We start from the raw sequence: 17,336 nt of genomic DNA, 5'->3' as shown, positions 1-17,336 counted from the left end.
AAGATGTTAGTGAAAAAATTGCCATTGCATAATGCGATTATGTAGCCGCTGTTCACGTTCAGCATCCAGCTGATTTAACGCTTGTGCCGCTTCGGCGCGCTGAACGACCAGCAGCGCTTTACGACCTGAGATCTTCAGCTGTTGGCACAATTCGGCGTCGCTGCGTTTAGCCTGTATACGTCCGCGCAATGCCGGAAGAGGTAATTCACTGTGCTCAAGCAGACGACTCAGACAGCCTAGCGACGTCAATAATGGCCGATGCGCGAAGGCAAACCCAGCCAGCTCAGCCCAGTCATCCTCATTAAGCGTAGTCTCTTTCAGCGGGACCAGCGGAATGCTCTCACCATTCCATCGCGCAAGGATTTCCGCGTCACGCCGCAAATGCTGGTGCTCCCGCTCGGCAAGGCGCTTTCCCGCTTCGCTGATCGGCAGCAACGCCATGGCGGTATAACAGCCGCTGCTGGCTTCCCGGTGATTTCCCATTCGCACCAGCACAAAACCGCAGCACTGCCAGAAACGCCATAGTTCAGCCGTATACCCAAAACTGACCGACAGATAGTCACACGATGTGGAATAGTGGTGGGCCAGCACAATCAGCTGTTGCCCAATACCTTCTCTTTGGCGCGCAGGATGAACCGCAATTCGACTGACTCTTCTCCCGACGAGCGTCGCCGCCAACGGGTCACCACCGTGCGCCGCCAGCGACTGTGCAACTAGATTCCCCCTCGGTCGACGATATCCGGCCCAGACGGCCTGGCTTAATTCTGCGGATAGTCCCCCTTCATCGACCAGCCAGACAGCACCCGCAACTGAGTCAGCGGTTGATGCCTGAAGAAAATGCTGACCAGGCGCGTCCATCATTCGCCGCAGGTCTAATGGCGAGGTGCGATAATGCGCTCCGGAAAGCAACTGGTATACCGCTAACGGCAGCTCCGGGCTAGCATCCCAGGACTGTTGCTCAAATGCCGAGAAGTGAAGCTCCCCCAATGGGGCATGCGTGAACGTTTCATCATCAAACACCAGCGCATCGCTGACAATTTGCTCCAGCGGACATCCCTGCGCCCAGCGTACGGGTTGTTGCAACTCATAGCGTCGAAGATGGGGGAAGCGGGCGCAGAATTTCAGCAAGAAGCCTCTACCCGTTCCCTCGTAGCCTTGTACTGTAGTGGTTAACAGCGTACGAGGAAAACGCGCCACCAGTTGGTGAAGCAGCGGCGCGGGGATCGCGGCGGCTTCATCCACAATCAGCCAGTCTGCGGTTTCAGAACTGCTTAATAGTGCATCCGGCGCCATAAAGCGGTAACGCTCTGCGGCAAATTGTGCCAGCACATCCGTTGCAGCTTTGGCAGGTGCGGTCACAATCGCAGTGCCGTTAATCCGCGCTATGAGTTGCCCTGCCAGAGCGGATTTGCCCCGACCCCGTGCGGCCGTCACCGCAACCACACCGGGAGGCATAGCCAGCAAATGATTTAATATCATCGCCTGTTCTGGTTGGGGTTCGCCGGTTGCCGCGAGCCAGGCTGCGCGAGCAGGAAAGTGCGGACAGGAAACCGGCTGATGCTGCTGCCAGTGCAGAGCCTGTCTATCGCGGGAAATCACCCGTTTGACGTGCTCAACAAAGTGCGGTGTGGGAATGGGCTCAGCACAATCGCTCCAGCGTAGTGAATCCACGTCCGGATGCGTGTGCCAGGAATGCCAGGGTGGGGTCAGCAAAACCAGCCAACTGCCGGCAAGCAGTGTACCGCTTAAGGCGGCAAACGCCGCAGCGTCAAATCCCTGCCCAGCGTCGAAAACTGCATGACGAAACTCGCGCCCCAGTAACGTTTGCAGCGCCTGTGGCGTACAGTTCGGTTCAGCAGGGGCATTCGCCCCTACCCACAACCAGTCGCCGGGTAATATGTCGCGTAGCGCTAACGCCTGCCCCTGACACCAGTTCTCCTCGCCGCTGATAATCAGCAAACGACGGATCCCCTCACGAGCCATCTGTTCGGTTAACGCCCTCAGCGCCGTGTTATCGGACATCCCTGCCTCTGTATCTTAAATACCTTTACCAAAGGTATTACATTGTCCCGGATCGCCGCTATCAAAACCGCGTTTGAACCAGGTAAAACGCTGTTCAGAGGTTCCGTGAGTAAAGCTGTCCGGTACGACGCGTCCTTGTCCCTGCTGTTGCAGGCGATCGTCACCAATGGCCTGTGCGGCGTTTAGTGCCTCTTCCAGGTCACCAGACTCCAGCACGCCCTGCTGCTGCATGCTGTGGCCCCAGACACCGGCAAAGCAGTCCGCCTGCAGTTCCATACGAACGGAAAGACGGTTCACCTCAGCTTGTGAGGCGTTCTGCTGCATCTGGCGAACCTTCGGTTCAATACCCAGCAGTTTCTGCACGTGGTGACCCACTTCATGGGCGATAACATAGCCCTGCGCAAAATCACCATCAGCGCCCAGCTTGTTTTTCATGTCATCATAGAATGAAAGGTCGATATATACCGTACCATCTGCCGGACAATAAAACGGTCCCATCACGGACTGGCCCGCGCCGCAGCCGGTGCGCGTCGCGCCCCGGTACATCACCAGCTTCGGCTGTTGGTAGGTGCGGCCCATTTTTTCAAACTGCTGTCCCCAGGTATCTTCTGTTGTAGCCAGAATCACCGAGGTAAATTTTGCCGCTTCATCATCGTTTGGGCTGATGGAGCGTGATGATTGTTGTTGGGAGACCGGCTGGCCGGTCATTAATCCGGTGAGATCCACGCCATAATAACCCGCCACCAGCACCACAATCAGCAGGATGATACCGCCTTTACCACTGGGCAGACGAAAACCAGGCCCACCCATAGAGGGGCCGCCGCCAGAGCTGTTTCGTCTGTCTTCCACGTTGTCACTTTCACGACGCCCTTGCCAGCGCATAATCACCTCAACTTTTTATTCATTATGATGATGATCGTAGGCGGTTCGGAACAGGATTACCATAAGAAATAGTAATCAAATCAGGTGGGGTTAATGAGCCGGAGAGCGATCGCCGGCTCAGGGGAAGATTAGTCTAACTTCACACCCAGGCGATGCGCGACGGCTTCATAGGCTTCGATCAGGCCGCCCAGACTCTGGCGGAAGCGATCTTTGTCCATTTTATCCAGAGTTTCTTTGTCCCACAGGCGGCTACCGTCCGGTGAGAATTCATCACCCAGGACGACTTCACCTTTATACAAACCAAACTCAAGTTTGAAGTCGACCAGAATCAGACCAGCATCATCAAACATCTTTTTCAGCACGTCGTTAGCTTTGTAGGTCAGCTCTTTCATACGTGCCAGATTCTCTTTGCTCACCCAACCAAAAGTTTCGCAATAGGAATCGTTAATCATTGGATCGTGCATAGCATCGTTTTTCAGGAACAGATCAAACAGCGGCGGATTCAGTTCAATACCTTCCTCAACGCCTAAACGCTTAACCAGAGAGCCTGCCGCGCGGTTACGTACCACACATTCAACCGGTACCATATCCAGCTTTTTCACCAGACATTCGGTATCAGAAAGCAGTCGCTCCATCTGGGTAGGAATACCCGCTTCTTGCAGTTTAGTCATAATGAAATGGTTGAATTTGTTGTTCACCATGCCTTTACGGTCAAACTGTTCAATGCGCGCGCCATCCCCTGCTGACGTATCATTGCGGAATTCGAGCACCAACAGGTCCGGGTTTTCCGTGCTGTATACGGTCTTCGCTTTACCACGATACAACTCAGCTTGCTTTTGCATCTTTATTACTCCTGGGTGTGAATTAACGATAAATATTGCGTTTTTCTGCCGACGCACACGTTTGCGTATCATATCAGAAAAAAAGGGCTGGAGTTATCCAGCCCTTTATTTTTACTTACTGAACGCTGCCTGGAAGACGGCGACCAGCGCGTCGTTCTGGCTTTGCGTCAGGGTATGCCCCTTCGGATCGATAAACTGCAAGCTACTGCGGTTGTCTAAATCACCGACCTGCAGTTTATAGTCGCCGGATACCAGACCTGGGTCACTTGCGCCCAGCTCCTGCCAGCTGCTATCAGACAGAGGTTTGTAGGTCACCGCGATGCTACCCTGAGAACGGGTGCTGTCGGTTACCTTCATCCCCACTTTCTCAAGCGCTGCTGGCAAACGCTGCCACACCACGTTGAACGGCCCGCGTACCACCAGCATTGGTAAACCGGTGTCATCGGCTGCGCTCTGAACATCCATGGTGGCTGCAGAGCGGTTCTGCGCGGCATTCGCGGCGTCGGTGGCGTTCTTATCCAGACCAGCAGAGATAACGTTCATCATCTCAGCGCTGTAACGCTGCATTGATGCCGCATCGGCTACGGGTTTACCCGCCTGCTCGAGGTTAATCAGTTTCACCGTTACCGCTTGCTGATAGCCCTGCGGTTTAACCGAGATTTGATAACGTCCACGGTACTGCTCGTCTTCATCCAGACGGTTCCAGTCAACCCAGTCGGTGGTCAGCGTCTGGCTGGCATCATCACGTTTGGTGATCGTGTAGTTTTTAGACTGAATGACGCTCACGACCTGCGGCCACAGCGTGTTACCACGACCATTTTCCACCAGCAACGTTGAGGTATCGCCTGCGATTTGCGTGCGAGCGCCAGTGACTAACGCTAACGGCTGAGCCGGTGGACGAATATCCAGCGCTTTACCCACGGCACCACTGCCGTTGGTTACCGGGATATTATAGTCGCCCGACATAACCGGCAAAATCATCCCAGCTGGAGCATGAAGCTCAGCAAGCGGTGCGGCCTCCAGATAGGATTCATCACCGCTCACCTGGCGCTTATAGCGCGAGTCAGAGCTACAGGCCGCGAGCAACATAACAAGCGAAACACCCGCAACCTTGGCCAGGCGCGACTTTTGTACTGAGTAAGCCATCAAATCTCCCTAAACTTTACAGCAAACCGGCATGCTTAAGCGCCGCTTTGACGATTTCACGAGCATTGTCCGTGATTGGCGTCATCGGCAGACGTAGCGTATCGGTCGCCACAAGTCCCAATTCCTTACACGCCCATTTCACGGGAATAGGATTGGGTTCGACAAATAGTTTGTTGTGTAACGGCATCAGACGCTGGTTAATCACCCGCGCCTCGGCAAATTGCCCGGCTGCCGCCAGTTTGCACATTTCAGCCATATCACGTGCCGCAACGTTAGACGTTACGGAAATCACGCCATGACCACCGAGCTGCATAAAATCCAGTCCGGTCGCGTCATCACCGCTGAGCAGAATAAAGTCGTCCGAAACCAGCTCTTTGATCTGGTGAACGCGACTTAAGTTCCCCGTGGCCTCTTTAATAGCGATAATATTTTTAACTTTCGCCAGACGACCAACGGTTTCCGGCAGCATATCGCAGCCAGTACGGGACGGCACATTATACAGAATTTGCGGCAGGTCAGTATGCTCAGCGATGGCTTTGAAATGCTGGAACAAACCTTCCTGGGTTGGGCGGTTGTAGTAAGGCGTCACCGTCAGGCAGCCAACAACACCGCTGTCGTTGAAACGCTGCGTCAGACTAATGGCTTCCGCGGTCGCATTGGCGCCGGTTCCGGCAATAACCGGAATACGCCCGTCAGCCAGCTCCAGCGTCATCATCACCACATCGCCATGTTCATCATGACTCAGGGTGGCGGACTCACCGGTGGTGCCAACAGAAACGATCGCCGAGGTGCCGCTGGCGACATGATAATCAATCAGTTTTTTCAGGCTCGACCGGCAGACTTTACCTTTCTCATCCATCGGCGTAACAAGCGCGACAATACTTCCCGTGAACATGGGCCATCCTCTGTGCAAACAAGTGTCTCAATGGTACGTTTGGTACGACAATAAAAGCAAGCGACCAGAGCCGTTCTGATTGTTGTATGCATGTTTTTTTTATGCTTTCCTTATGATTACCTCACCGCTCAAAGGAAGAACAGGTTTGACATCGTCATCGCAACACTATCTGGTCATTACTGCGCTGGGTGCCGACCGCCCAGGAATTGTGAACACCATCACACGTCATGTCAGCAGTTGCGGCTGTAATATCGAAGACAGCCGACTGGCCATGCTGGGTGATGAGTTCACGTTTATCATGTTGCTGTCGGGCACCTGGAATGCCATCACCCTGATTGAATCAACCCTGCCATTAAAAGGCGCAGAGCTGGATTTACTCATTGTGATGAAGCGCACGACCGCGCGCCCTCGTCCGGCGATGCCTGCTACGGTATGGGTGCAGGTCGATGTCCCTGATTCTCCCCATTTGATTGAACGCTTCACCGCACTGTTTGACAGCCACCAAATGAATATTGCGGAACTGGTTTCACGCACGCAACCGGCTGAGAATGGAAAGGCGGCGCAGTTGTTTATTCAAATTACCGCACATAGTCCTGCGTCACATGATTCGGCAAATATTGAAGATGCGTTTAAAGCACTCTGTACAGAACTCAATGCGCAAGGCAGTATTAACGTCGTCAATTACTCACAGCATGATGAACAGGATGGAGTTAAGTAATGAACCCACTGAAAGCCGGTGATATCGCACCGAAATTTAGCTTGCCGGATCAAGACGGAGAACAAGTAAATTTAACCGACTTCCAGGGACAGCGTGTTCTGGTTTATTTTTACCCGAAAGCCATGACACCCGGCTGTACCGTACAGGCCTGCGGCTTGCGCGATAACATGGATGAGTTAAAAAAAGCTGGTGTTGAGGTGCTGGGGATCAGCACCGACAAACCAGAGAAGCTTTCCCGATTCGCGGAGAAAGAAGTCCTGAATTTCACGCTCCTGTCCGATGAAGATCACCAGGTTTGCGAGCAGTTCGGCGTCTGGGGTGAGAAGTCATTTATGGGCAAAACCTACGATGGCATCCACCGCATCAGCTTCCTGATTGATGCCGAAGGCAAAATTGAGCACGTGTTCGATGACTTCAAAACCAGCAATCACCACGACGTGGTACTGAACTGGCTGAAAGAGAACGCCTGATTTACGTTTTGCTGGAAAAAGCCTGATGGCGCTTCGCTTATCAGGCCTACGCAGCTTATTAATATTGCGAAACTTGTAGGCCGGGTGAGGCGTAGCCGCCACCCGGCATAAACGTGAATCTGTACTTTTTCAGGCTGACATCCGCATAAACGTTTATTCAAACGTCCCTTTTACGCAGGCTTTCTTCTCTCTGACCACGGCTTTTCCCTTCGCCCAAAGATGATTAACCTCCAACGCATCGTTAAGCACCAGAATGTCCGCATCGCATCCCACCGCCAGGCGCCCCTTATGTTCGAGCCCCAAAAATTCTGCGACCGTACGCGTCAGCGGACAGAGCGCCTGTTCCAGCGGTATGGCATGAACTTTCACCAACTGGCGCACCGTTTCAGCCAGTGATTCAAACCCCGCGACACCGATACCGATGAGATTACCTAACTCATCAAATTCCGGCTGGCTGCCGTTGCCATCCGAGCTAAGCGTAATGCGCGACAGTGGCACGTTCTGCCGCAGCGCCGTGGCGATAGCCGTGGCGGGGTCGACGGGCTCATCAATGCTGCTGGTAATGTCGATATAACCGCCTTTACGGGCATACTCCAGCGCCGCCTGGAACAACGGTTCCGCACGGTTAACGTGTGTCGGCAACAGTTTAGTAATCGGCACATCGCAGCAGTTGAGGATCTGGTACAACGGTTCCAGCATGCGCGGGCTATCGCCCATATGGAATACACTGATCCCCGGTTTGCGTCCTAACAATCCACCGACGCGCGACTGCGCTGCCATGTTTGCCAGCACCGAGGTATCTGGGGCTGAGGAACGATGGTCCGAAATCGCACATTTCACGCCAATGATTTTATCGATCAGCGCCACGTCACGATCGATGCTGCCGGTGATCGTCGGGGAAGGCAGAGAATACGCCCCAGTAAGCATCCATGCGCTGATGCCTTCAAACTCCAGCGCGCGGGTTTTTGCCAGCAGCGATTCCGGATGACGGGTAATGCCATCGGTACCCAGCAAACCCACCACCGAAGTTACACCAGCTTCAACCAGGCGTGACAAGCGCACTTCCGGCGTGCGGGTATGCGGCCCTGCTTCCCCGCCTCCGCCAATCAGATGGACGTGTTGATCGATAAATCCTGGGCACACAATCGCGCCGTCAAGATTGATACACTCGCAACCGGGAAAGTCTTCAGGAGAAATTGACGGGGCGATGGCAACAATTTTACTGCCGGAGACCAGTATATCCTGTCGCCCTAAATCTTCCGGTGCGTACACGTGTCCCTGCTGGAACAACGTCAAATCAAGAATTGAACAGTTCATAACCTTCCTTGTCAGGCAATTACCTGCATAACCCAAATAGAGATCAGCGCATTAATGACGCATACCGCAATAATCAGCGGGTAGTAACGGGGATGGACCCCCGCAGTTCCCAGGCAGCGTCCCACATTTTGCACCGGATTGCCCATCAGGTAGATTGCCGGTAGCAATACAGTCGCATCATGTCCCGAAAGCGTACCAGCAACAACCAGACTGGCACAAACGCCGACGCCGCCTCCCATACTCATCACCGCCGCCAGCAGCACGGTGGCAGATTCCCCCGGTAGCCCCCACAACGCCATCACCGGTTCGCACACCCGCCCGACAATCTCGAGCAATCCCGTCACCTTCAGCGCCTGAATAATCACAAACGCCATCACCACGTTAGGTAACAGGCTGATAGTAGCAATTGTAAACCCGCGCCGCGCGCCATCGATAAACATATCCATGACGTTTTTACGTACCTGCGTTGTCATCTCAGACCTCCTGCTGCAGACGGCGATTTTCCAGCTGCGCAATCCACAAACGCAGCAGGTTCGCACCCACAAATTTGAAGACAAGGATCACCGCCAGCGGCGTAATCACCGGAACGGTAACCACCGTAAACAGCGCAGCACCAGAGGAAAAATAGTTGGTAATACACGCGCTGCCGCTGGTTTGCCAGCAGGCAAAAATGGCACGCTCCTGTTCAGTAATAATACCCTCTTCCGCCATCTCTTTGGTCATCCCGGCCGCGGCATCGGTATTTTGCAAATTCGCAATTAGCGCCAGCGAACAAACTCCGGGAATACCGAGTAACGGGCGCAGGACCGGCGTCATCAGCTGTTGTGCCGCACGTAAACCACCTAGCCCTTCGGTGACGGAAATAATCCCGAGTGAAAGAATGACGGAAGGTGCCAGCTCAAGCGCGAATAAGAAGCCGTCTTTGGCTCCCATCCCTCCAGAGCCGCGAAAAGAGACCGCCGTATCGCCTGCAGCATTAATCTGCCCAAACGCGCCGTTGAGGACGGTGAAGTCAAAGACCCGCCACCATTCGGTACTTTTCGCAAACATGCCGGAAAAAAGGATAATCGTAATAAAAAAAAGCGAGATAACCGCCCCATCCCACCTTTTGCTGCGTGTGTGTGTTGTGACCCATTTTGCTCTCCTGTTGGTCTTATTCCTTGCGTGACAGAAAGACATCACGCAGGTCAAGTTAAAGACAAATGCGGAGAAAAACGACAGCAGAAGAGATTATTCAGAAAGTGTGGATAGAGGTCAGACAAGTTCGGATCCGGCGACATGATATCGCCGGATCTTGCAGATTAGGGTTCGTCAACGACCTGACCATCCGGCCAGGCGTGCATTACCGCTTTGATTAACGTCGCCAGAGGGATCGCAAAGAATACGCCCCAGAATCCCCACAGACCGCCGAAAATCACCACGGAGAGAATAATCACCAATGGATGCAGATTGACCGCCTCGGAGAACAGCACGGGAACCAACAGATTGCCGTCCAGCGCCTGGATTATCAGGTACACGGCAAAACAGCTCCAGAACTCGGTGCCAAGCCCGAACTGAAACAGCGCCACGCCGACCACCGGAATCGTCACCACAAAAGCGCCGATATACGGGATCAGCACAGAGAACCCTACCAGCACCGCCAGCAGCAGCGAATAGTTGAGACCAAACAGCAGGAAGCCGAGCCAGGTCGCCACGCCGACCACCACCATTTCCAGCACCTTTCCGCGAATATAGTTGGTGATTTGCTGGTTCATCTCTTTCCACACCTGCCCCGCAAGCCCACGATTACGCGGCAGCACCCGGCGCACGGCGTTCAGCATCTGTCCTTTATCTTTGATCAGGAAGAACACCATCAACGGGACGAGAACCAGATAGACCGCCAGGGTCAGTAATCCAACCAGTGAGGCTAACGAATATTTCACCACCGAATCGCCCATGGTGAGCATTCGCGAGCGCATATTTTCCGCCATCGCATCAATGATGCCCGCATCCATCAGCGCCGGATAACGTCTTGGCAAGGTGGCGGCAAAATCAGACAATTTATTGAGCATACCGGGCATGTCGCGGATCAGGTAAATACCCTGCTGCCACGCAACGGGCATCACCACAAAGGCCATCAGCAGCAAAATACCGACAAACACCACCAGCACAATCGATGTCGCCCAACGCCGTGAACACCCAATATGTTCCAGCCGCACAGTCGGCCATTCAAGCAGGTACGCCAGCACTATGGCGACCAGTAGCGGCGCCAGAAGACCGCTAAAAAAGAACAGGATGCCAAAACCGGCAACCAGAATAATCAGCAGGGCGATGGCTTCGGGGTCGCTAAAGCGGCGACGATACCATTGCATCAACATTTCGAGCATAAAACCCTTCCATGAACCCAATAGCGGGATTGCGATCCCGAATTGTATCGAAATGTCACAAAAAAGACTTCGCTTTTTATGGCTGATTACGCAAAGTGAAAAGACATTTTTCCTGGGTGTTCATCGTCAGGTTTCGCAGTTACACTCCGTAAGCTTGCGGAGTGTGAACGATACTTCACAGCATTGGTCAAATGGCTATCTCAAAAAAGAATACAGGACAGAGGTTATGTTCAGGCAGTTGAAAAAAAACCTGGTTGCTACCCTCATTGCCGCACTGACTATCGGTCAGGTTGCGCCCGCATTTGCTGATACTGCGGACACCCTGCCTGATATGGGAACGTCGGCAGGCAGTACGCTTTCCATAGGACAGGAAATGCAGATGGGCGATTATTACGTACGCCAACTGCGCGGCAGTGCGCCATTAATTAATGATCCATTGCTCACCCAATACATTAATGCGCTGGGGATGCGTCTGGTCTCGCACGCCGACTCGGTAAAAACACCCTTCACATTCTTTTTGATCAACAACGATGAAATCAACGCCTTTGCTTTCTTTGGCGGCAACGTTGTCTTGCACTCCGCATTGTTCCGCTATTCCGACAACGAAAGCCAGTTAGCATCGGTTATGGCACACGAAATTTCCCACGTCACACAACGTCACCTGGCGCGTGCAATGGAAGATCAGAAACGCAGTGCGCCGCTAACGTGGGTAGGTGCGCTAGGTTCAATTTTATTAGCGATGGCTAGCCCGCAGGCGGGTATGGCGGCGCTGACCGGTACGCTGGCGGGTACACGTCAGGGGATGATTAGCTTTACGCAACAAAATGAACAGGAAGCAGACCGCATCGGTATTCAGGTGCTGCAACGCTCGGGATTCGATCCCCAGGCCATGCCGACGTTCCTCGAAAAACTGCTCGATCAGGCCCGTTACTCTTCGCGTCCGCCGGAAATTTTGCTGACTCACCCCCTGCCTGAAAGCCGCCTGTCGGATGCCCGTAACCGCGCCAACCAGATGCGTCCGGTGGTCGTCCAGTCGTCAGAAGATTTTTATCTGGCTAAGGCACGAACCTTGGGCATGTACAACTCTGGTCGTAACCAGTTGACCGATGACCTGCTGAGTAACTGGTCGAAAGGCAACGTACGTGAGCAACGTGCGGCACAATATGGCCGGGCATTGCAGGCGATGGAAGCCAGCAAATATGACGAGGCGCGTAAAGCGCTGCAACCGCTGCTGGCTGCAGACGCGAACAATGCCTGGTATCTCGACCTGGCAACGGATATCGATCTCGGCCAGAAGAAAACCAGTGATGCCATTAACCGCCTGAAAAACGCCCGTGACCTGCGCACTAACCCAGTACTGCAACTCAACCTGGCGAATGCGTATTTACAGGGTGGGCAAGCCAAAGAGGCGGCAACCATCCTGAATCGCTATACGTTTAACCATAAGGACGACCCTAACGGCTGGGATCTGTTAGCGCAAACGGAAGCCAACCTGAACAACCGCGATCAGGAGCTGGCGGCGCGGGCGGAGGGGTATGCCCTCGCCGGACGTCTGGATCAGGCGATTTCGATGCTCAGCAGCGCAAGCTCTCAGGTGAAACTGGGTAGCCAGCAACAGGCCAGATACGATGCCCGTATCGACCAGCTACGCCAGCTGCAAGAACGCTTTAAACCCTACACGAAGATGTAATTATCGAACCCTTGCCGGATGGCGACGCTGTAGCGTCTTATCCGGCCTACGTCAGACGCGATATGTAGGCCGGATAAGGTCTTTTGGCCGCCATCCGGCAGTATTGTTATGCAAGGAGAAGTCATGTCAGACGCGATTAAAATCTACCATAACCCACGCTGCTCCAAGAGCCGTGAAACGCTGGAATTACTGAAGTCCAATGGCGTGGACCCGGAAGTGGTGCTGTATCTGGAAACCCCGGCTGACGCCGCGACCCTGCGTGAACTTCTGCAGATGCTGGGTATGTCCAGCGCGCGTGAGCTGATGCGCCAGAAAGAGGATCTCTATAAATCGCTTAACCTGGCGGACAAAAATCTGAGTGAAGATGCGCTGATTCAGGCAATGGTGGAAAACCCGAAACTGATGGAGCGCCCGATCGTAGTTGCCAAAGGTCAGGCTCGAATTGGACGCCCGCCGGAGCAGGTACTGGAAATCGTCGGTTAACCGAAACCTGCCGCAGTCATTTGGCTGCGGCGCTTACAGCTTCAGAATTTCTTTTACGAACGGAATGGTCAGCTTACGCTGGGCGGTGATCGATGCGTGATCAAGCTGATCCAACGTCATAAACAGCGTACGCATTTCCCGATCCAGACGCTTAAGCAGAAAGCGGCCCACATCTTCCGGCAGTTCAAATCCGCGAAGTCTGGCGCGTAATTGCAACGCCTGCAGCTTATCTTCATCGGAAAGTGGTTGCAGCTTGTAGATTTGCCCCCAGTCCAGACGCGAAGCGAGATCTGGCAATCCCAGATTCAACTGTCTTGGTGGACGATCGCCGGTGATCAGCAGGCGTGTTTTCCCCGACTCCAGGATACGGTTGTAGAGATCAAAGATCGCCATTTCCCACAGTGAATCACCAGCCACACATTCGATGTTATCGATGCATACCAGCGATAAATGCTCCATCCCGTCGAGCACCTCGGGGACGAACCAGGTGCGTTTGTCGAGCGGCACGTAGCCTACCGCATCGCCGCGCGCGGACAGTTCCGCACAGGCTGCATGCAGCAAATGACTACGGCCAGCGCCTTCACGCGACCAGAGATAAATATACCCGCTATGTTCCTGACGCAGCACGTTTTGCAGTGCAGCCAGTAAAGAGGAGTTATCCCCCGGCCAGAAACTTGCGAAAGTTTCGTCGTCAGGAAGATAAAGTGGCAAAGAGAGCTGTGCCGGTGTGTTCAGAGATACCTCAACCCAGGATTTCATAAAATCGCGTTGAGTTTAACACAGAAATGCGTCGCGATAGAACCGGGCAGCATCGCCGCCCGGTCAAAGGTTTACTGTTGCTCAGTGTCGGCATCTTTGGCGTCGAGCACCACTTCTTCTGGACGCAGCAGGCTGATAACTTTGAAAATCAGACTCAGACAGACACCCACAATGGTCGCCAGCGCCATGCCTTTCAGCTCAGCAGCACCGATGTGAACTTTCGCGCCGCTGACGCCGATGATCAAAATGACCGAGGTCAGGATCAGGTTCTGTGCTTTGTTGTAGTCAACTTTTGACTCGATCAGCACGCGAATACCGGAAGCGCCAATCACGCCGTACAACAGCAGAGAGACACCGCCCATGACCGGCAGTGGAATAATTTGGATCGCCGCAGCCAGTTTACCCACGCAGGAGAGCAGAATGGCGAAAATCGCCGCACCGCCAATAACCCAGGTACTGTAAACGCGGGTAATCGCCATGACGCCGATGTTTTCGCCGTACGTGGTGTTCGGCGTAGAACCGAAGAAGCCGGAGATCACCGTCGACAGGCCGTTAGCAAACATAGAACGATGCAGGCCAGGATCGCGAATCAAATCTTTTTTCACGATATTCGCCGTTACCACCAGGTGGCCGACGTGTTCAGCAATAACCACCAGCGCCGCAGGCAGAATGGTCAGAATAGCGACCCATTCAAAGCGCGGCGTGTAGAACGTCGGCAGAGCAAACCAGTGAGCCTGCGCTATCGGCGTGGTGTCCACGACGCCCATCACGAAGGAGAGCGCGTACCCGGCCAGCACCCCAATCAAAATCGGGATAATCGCCATAAAGCCACGGAACAGCACGGAACCAAATACTGTCACCGCCAGCGTCACCATTGAGATGATGATGGTTGTTGAGTCTGGCGCTTGTCCTTCCGCAGGCAGCAATCCCGCCATACCCGCAGCGACACCCGCCAGTTCCAGACCGATAACGGCAACGATTGCGCCCATCGCCGCAGGCGGGAACATTACATCCAGCCAGCCAGTACCGGCTTTCTTAACGATGAACGAAACCAGGCAGAACAGGATGCCACACATAATGAAACCGCCCAGCGCCACTTCATACCCTAGCGGCAGCAGCAGCAGAACCGGGGAAATGAACGCAAAGCTTGAACCGAGGTAAGCCGGAATTTTACCTTTACAAATAAAGAGATACAGTAAAGTACCGATACCGTTAAACAGCAGAACGGTAGCTGGGTTGATATGAAACAGGACTGGCACCAGTACCGTTGCGCCAAACATGGCGAACAGGTGCTGTAAACTAAGCGGGATTGTCTGTAAAAGCGGCGGTCTTTCACTCACCCCGATAGCACGGCGCGTCATAGTGTTTTCCTCTGAGTGTTGTTTGTTATTAGCGATTGGGTTGTTTTATTCAAAAAAAAGCCGACTCTTAAAGTCGGCTTCTTTTCACTTATTCGTTTACTTGGTACCAAAAATCTTATCGCCGGCATCGCCGAGCCCCGGAATAATGTATCCGTGCTCGTTCAGTCCCTGATCGATGGAGGCAGTGTACAGCTCAACATCCGGGTGCGCTTTTTCCAGCGCCGCGATACCTTCCGGCGCTGCAACCAGCACCAGGACTTTAATGCTGCTGCAGCCTGCTTTTTTCAGCAGGTCGATGGTAGCGATAACGGAACCGCCGGTTGCCAGCATCGGGTCAACGATCAGCGCCATACGCTCATCAATGTTAGAAACCAGCTTCTGGAAGTACGGAACCGGCTCCAGCGTCTCTTCATTACGGTACATACCGACCACGCTGATACGCGCGCTCGGAACGTTTTCCAGAACGCCTTCCATCATGCCCAGGCCCGCACGCAGGATTGGCACAACGGTGATTTTTTTACCTTTGATTTGGTCAACTTCAACCGGGCCGTTCCAGCCTTCGATGGTCACCTTTTCGGTTTCCAGACCGGCGGTTGCTTCATAAGTCAGCAGGCTGCCAACTTCCGAGGCGAGTTCACGAAAGCGTTTAGTGCTGATGTCGTTTTCACGCATCAGTCCCAGCTTGTGTTTGACGAGTGGGTGTTTGACTTCCACGATCTTCATACTCTTCTCCTTTCCTCAGACGAGTGGCAACCACAAAAAAAATCGCCGGATTATACCGCTTTTCGTCTCTGGCGCAACACTGCATACGCTTGATATGGATCAACCAAAATCGTTTGCGTCTGGATGATGAGTATAAAACAACCCCCACAATAAGTGCGGGGGGTTGTTATCAATGCTATGAATTTTATAGATTTTCAGCATTACTCTGGATGACGTTTTGATACCATGAAAAAGATTTCTTCGGCGAGCGTGCTAATGTCCCACTCCCGTCATTATTTTTATCAACATAGATAAAGCCGTAGCGTTTTTTCATCTCCCCCGTCCCGGCCGAGACTAAATCAATACAGCCCCACGGGGTATAACCCATCAGATCCACGCCATCTTCCACCACCGCTTTTTTCATTTCGCGGATATGGGCGGCCATATAGTCAATACGATAGGAATCATCCACCGAGCCGTCGGCCTGCTGCACGTCAATCGCCCCAAAGCCGTTTTCAACAATAAACAGCGGCAACTGATAATGATCCCAAAACCAGTTCAGCGAATAGCGCAGACCGACGGGATCAATCTGCCAGCCCCAGTCCGACTTCTGCACGTACGGGTTAGAAACCAGGCTTTTCGACTCGTCGTAATCCAGCTGTGGGTTGTCCGCCGTTGCCTGGGTCGCGAAAGACATATAATAGCTAAAGCCGATGTAATCAACGCAGCCCTCGGTCAGCGCCTGACGGTCTTCCTCGGTGATATCCAGTTCAAAGCCACGACGGGCAAAGTAATTGAGAAGATGCTGCGGGTATTTGCCGCGCACATGGACGTCAGTAAACCAGTAACGCCGGTGCATAGCATTCATCGCCATCATCATGTCGTTCGGCGCACAGGTCAGCGGATAAATTGGGCACATCGCAATCATGCAGCCAATTTGCAGCGCCGGGTTAATTTCACGCGCGACCTTCACCGACAGCGCGCTTGCCACCAGCTCGTAGTGCGCCGCCTGGTACATGACCGGCTCGCGGTCTTCACCAGGCAGATATTTCAGGCCAGAGTTAGTAAAGGGCGCGAAGTCTTCGTGATAATTTGCCTGATTGTTAATCTCATTAAACGTCATCCAGTACTTCACTTTGTGCTGGTAACGAGTGAAAACCACCCGGGCAAAACGGACAAAAAAGTCGATAAGCTTACGGTTGCGCCAGCCGCCGTACTCCGTCACCAGATGGTAGGGCATCTCGAAGTGCGACAACGTAATCACCGGTTCAATGCCATATCTCAGACATTCGTCGAACAGATCATCATAGAACTGCAGGCCAGCTTCATTGGGTTGCGCTTCGTCACCTAAAGGGAAAATCCGCGTCCAGGCAATAGAAGTGCGAAAACATTTAAACCCCATTTCGGCAAACAGCTTGATGTCGTCTTTATAGCGATGATAAAAATCGATGGCATCGTGGTTAGGGTAGTTTTTACCGGCAATCACACCGTCAGTAATTTCACGCGCCACGCCATGCGCCCCCGCCGTCATGACATCGGCAACGCTAATTCCTTTACCGCCCTCCTGCCAGCCACCTTCCAGTTGATGAGCGGCGACAGCGCCACCCCACATGAAATCTGCTTTAAATCCTGACATCCCCTTCCCCTATCGTGATGACTCTGCGCAAAACGCTCCAAATGAGG

Annotated in this window: 16 protein-coding genes and 1 pseudogene; 4 read left to right on the top strand and 13 right to left on the bottom strand. The window is 53.5% G+C overall.

Annotated features, from left to right (window positions below; genetic code table 11):
* Positions 1 to 6 precede the first annotated feature (6 nt).
* From OGV98_RS04015 to dapA, 5 genes are all read right to left on the bottom strand, one after another.
* Positions 7 to 2,022 (bottom strand): tRNA(Met) cytidine acetyltransferase TmcA, encoded by a 2,016-nt coding sequence (locus tag OGV98_RS04015; RefSeq protein ID WP_106107839.1) that lies wholly within the window; start codon positions 2,020 to 2,022, stop codon positions 7 to 9.
* A gap of 15 nt (positions 2,023 to 2,037) precedes the next feature.
* Positions 2,038 to 2,904: a KPN_02809 family neutral zinc metallopeptidase gene (gene ypfJ / locus OGV98_RS04010; RefSeq protein WP_003037967.1), complete on the bottom strand. Its 867-nt coding sequence runs from the start codon at positions 2,902 to 2,904 to the stop codon at positions 2,038 to 2,040.
* A 128-nt stretch (positions 2,905 to 3,032) separates the two neighbouring features.
* Positions 3,033 to 3,746: a phosphoribosylaminoimidazolesuccinocarboxamide synthase gene (gene purC, locus OGV98_RS04005; RefSeq protein WP_003037964.1), complete on the bottom strand. Its 714-nt coding sequence runs from the start codon at positions 3,744 to 3,746 to the stop codon at positions 3,033 to 3,035.
* Between the two features lie 111 nt (positions 3,747 to 3,857).
* Positions 3,858 to 4,892: an outer membrane protein assembly factor BamC gene (gene bamC / locus OGV98_RS04000; RefSeq protein WP_003037961.1), complete on the bottom strand. Its 1,035-nt coding sequence runs from the start codon at positions 4,890 to 4,892 to the stop codon at positions 3,858 to 3,860.
* 16 nt (positions 4,893 to 4,908) lie between these two features.
* Positions 4,909 to 5,787 (bottom strand): 4-hydroxy-tetrahydrodipicolinate synthase, encoded by an 879-nt coding sequence (gene dapA / locus OGV98_RS03995; RefSeq protein WP_003037957.1) that lies wholly within the window; start codon positions 5,785 to 5,787, stop codon positions 4,909 to 4,911.
* Between the two features lie 145 nt (positions 5,788 to 5,932).
* Here dapA and OGV98_RS03990 point away from each other — a divergent pair, with 145 nt between their 5' ends.
* Together OGV98_RS03990 and bcp are read left to right on the top strand one after the other, a co-directional pair.
* Entirely contained in the window at positions 5,933 to 6,505 is a 573-nt protein-coding gene (locus OGV98_RS03990) for a glycine cleavage system transcriptional repressor (protein WP_003037954.1), read from the top strand.
* On the top strand, positions 6,505 to 6,975 hold the full coding sequence (gene bcp / locus OGV98_RS03985) for a thioredoxin-dependent thiol peroxidase (protein WP_003037951.1): 471 nt from the start codon (positions 6,505 to 6,507) through the stop codon (positions 6,973 to 6,975). Before OGV98_RS03990 ends, bcp begins: the two co-directional genes overlap by 1 nt.
* A 153-nt stretch (positions 6,976 to 7,128) precedes the next feature.
* Here bcp and iadA read toward each other — a convergent pair whose 3' ends face one another.
* The 4 genes and pseudogenes from iadA to OGV98_RS03965 all read right to left on the bottom strand — a co-directional run bounded on the left by iadA (position 7,129) and on the right by OGV98_RS03965 (position 10,658).
* Positions 7,129 to 8,292, bottom strand: coding sequence for a beta-aspartyl-peptidase (iadA, locus tag OGV98_RS03980; RefSeq protein WP_061548990.1), 1,164 nt, complete (start codon positions 8,290 to 8,292; stop codon positions 7,129 to 7,131).
* An 11-nt stretch (positions 8,293 to 8,303) separates the two neighbouring features.
* On the bottom strand, positions 8,304 to 8,765 hold the full coding sequence (locus OGV98_RS03975) for a YjiG family protein (protein ID WP_202581112.1): 462 nt from the start codon (positions 8,763 to 8,765) through the stop codon (positions 8,304 to 8,306).
* A gap of 1 nt (position 8,766) precedes the next feature.
* Positions 8,767 to 9,427, bottom strand: a pseudogene (locus OGV98_RS03970) (nucleoside recognition domain-containing protein).
* Between the two features lie 166 nt (positions 9,428 to 9,593).
* The gene (locus tag OGV98_RS03965; RefSeq protein ID WP_003037941.1) at positions 9,594 to 10,658 is read right to left on the bottom strand and encodes an AI-2E family transporter; all 1,065 of its coding nucleotides are present in this window, start codon (positions 10,656 to 10,658) and stop codon (positions 9,594 to 9,596) included.
* Between the two features lie 226 nt (positions 10,659 to 10,884).
* Here OGV98_RS03965 and bepA point away from each other — a divergent pair, with 226 nt between their 5' ends.
* Positions 10,885 to 12,348, top strand: coding sequence for a beta-barrel assembly-enhancing protease (gene bepA / locus OGV98_RS03960; protein ID WP_003037939.1), 1,464 nt, complete (start codon positions 10,885 to 10,887; stop codon positions 12,346 to 12,348).
* 123 nt (positions 12,349 to 12,471) lie between these two features.
* Positions 12,472 to 12,831, top strand: coding sequence for an arsenate reductase (glutaredoxin) (gene arsC, locus OGV98_RS03955; RefSeq protein ID WP_003037937.1), 360 nt, complete (start codon positions 12,472 to 12,474; stop codon positions 12,829 to 12,831).
* Between the two features lie 33 nt (positions 12,832 to 12,864).
* On the opposite strand, the gene OGV98_RS03950 is transcribed toward arsC, so the two are convergent.
* The 4 genes from OGV98_RS03950 to OGV98_RS03935 form a co-directional block, all read right to left on the bottom strand.
* Positions 12,865 to 13,566 (bottom strand): DnaA inactivator Hda, encoded by a 702-nt coding sequence (locus OGV98_RS03950; RefSeq protein ID WP_211924219.1) that lies wholly within the window; start codon positions 13,564 to 13,566, stop codon positions 12,865 to 12,867.
* 95 nt (positions 13,567 to 13,661) lie between these two features.
* A complete protein-coding gene (uraA, locus tag OGV98_RS03945) occupies positions 13,662 to 14,951 on the bottom strand; it encodes a uracil permease (protein WP_003037932.1) in 1,290 nt (429 codons plus the stop codon).
* Positions 14,952 to 15,047: 96 nt separating this feature from the next.
* A complete protein-coding gene (gene upp, locus OGV98_RS03940; protein ID WP_003037929.1) occupies positions 15,048 to 15,674 on the bottom strand; it encodes a uracil phosphoribosyltransferase in 627 nt (208 codons plus the stop codon).
* Between the two features lie 184 nt (positions 15,675 to 15,858).
* Complete coding sequence (locus tag OGV98_RS03935; RefSeq protein WP_057102003.1) at positions 15,859 to 17,289, bottom strand: 6-phospho-beta-glucosidase; 1,431 nt, start codon at positions 17,287 to 17,289, stop codon at positions 15,859 to 15,861.
* Between the last annotated feature and the right edge of the window lie 47 nt (positions 17,290 to 17,336).

The organism is Citrobacter sp. Cf136 (assembly GCF_030333815.1).
Classification (GTDB): domain Bacteria; phylum Pseudomonadota; class Gammaproteobacteria; order Enterobacterales; family Enterobacteriaceae; genus Citrobacter; species Citrobacter freundii.
The sequence above is the reverse complement of the archived record's forward strand: the minus strand, read 5'-3'. Positions and strand labels throughout refer to the sequence as shown.

Bases quoted from the DNA above. Each gene is read 5' to 3' on its own strand.
- iadA (WP_061548990.1), bottom strand. From the start codon at position 8,292: ATGAACTGTTCAATTCTTGATTTGACGTTGTTCCAGCAGGGACACGTG.
- arsC (WP_003037937.1), top strand. From the start codon at position 12,472: ATGTCAGACGCGATTAAAATCTACCATAACCCACGCTGCTCCAAGAGC.
- OGV98_RS04015 (WP_106107839.1), bottom strand. From the start codon at position 2,022: ATGTCCGATAACACGGCGCTGAGGGCGTTAACCGAACAGATGGCTCGT.
- bamC (WP_003037961.1), bottom strand. From the start codon at position 4,892: ATGGCTTACTCAGTACAAAAGTCGCGCCTGGCCAAGGTTGCGGGTGTT.
- upp (WP_003037929.1), bottom strand. From the start codon at position 15,674: ATGAAGATCGTGGAAGTCAAACACCCACTCGTCAAACACAAGCTGGGA.
- ypfJ (WP_003037967.1), bottom strand. From the start codon at position 2,904: ATGCGCTGGCAAGGGCGTCGTGAAAGTGACAACGTGGAAGACAGACGA.
- OGV98_RS03935 (WP_057102003.1), bottom strand. From the start codon at position 17,289: ATGTCAGGATTTAAAGCAGATTTCATGTGGGGTGGCGCTGTCGCCGCT.
- bcp (WP_003037951.1), top strand. From the start codon at position 6,505: ATGAACCCACTGAAAGCCGGTGATATCGCACCGAAATTTAGCTTGCCG.
- bepA (WP_003037939.1), top strand. From the start codon at position 10,885: ATGTTCAGGCAGTTGAAAAAAAACCTGGTTGCTACCCTCATTGCCGCA.
- dapA (WP_003037957.1), bottom strand. From the start codon at position 5,787: ATGTTCACGGGAAGTATTGTCGCGCTTGTTACGCCGATGGATGAGAAA.
- OGV98_RS03965 (WP_003037941.1), bottom strand. From the start codon at position 10,658: ATGCTCGAAATGTTGATGCAATGGTATCGTCGCCGCTTTAGCGACCCC.
- OGV98_RS03975 (WP_202581112.1), bottom strand. From the start codon at position 8,765: ATGACAACGCAGGTACGTAAAAACGTCATGGATATGTTTATCGATGGC.
- purC (WP_003037964.1), bottom strand. From the start codon at position 3,746: ATGCAAAAGCAAGCTGAGTTGTATCGTGGTAAAGCGAAGACCGTATAC.
- uraA (WP_003037932.1), bottom strand. From the start codon at position 14,951: ATGACGCGCCGTGCTATCGGGGTGAGTGAAAGACCGCCGCTTTTACAG.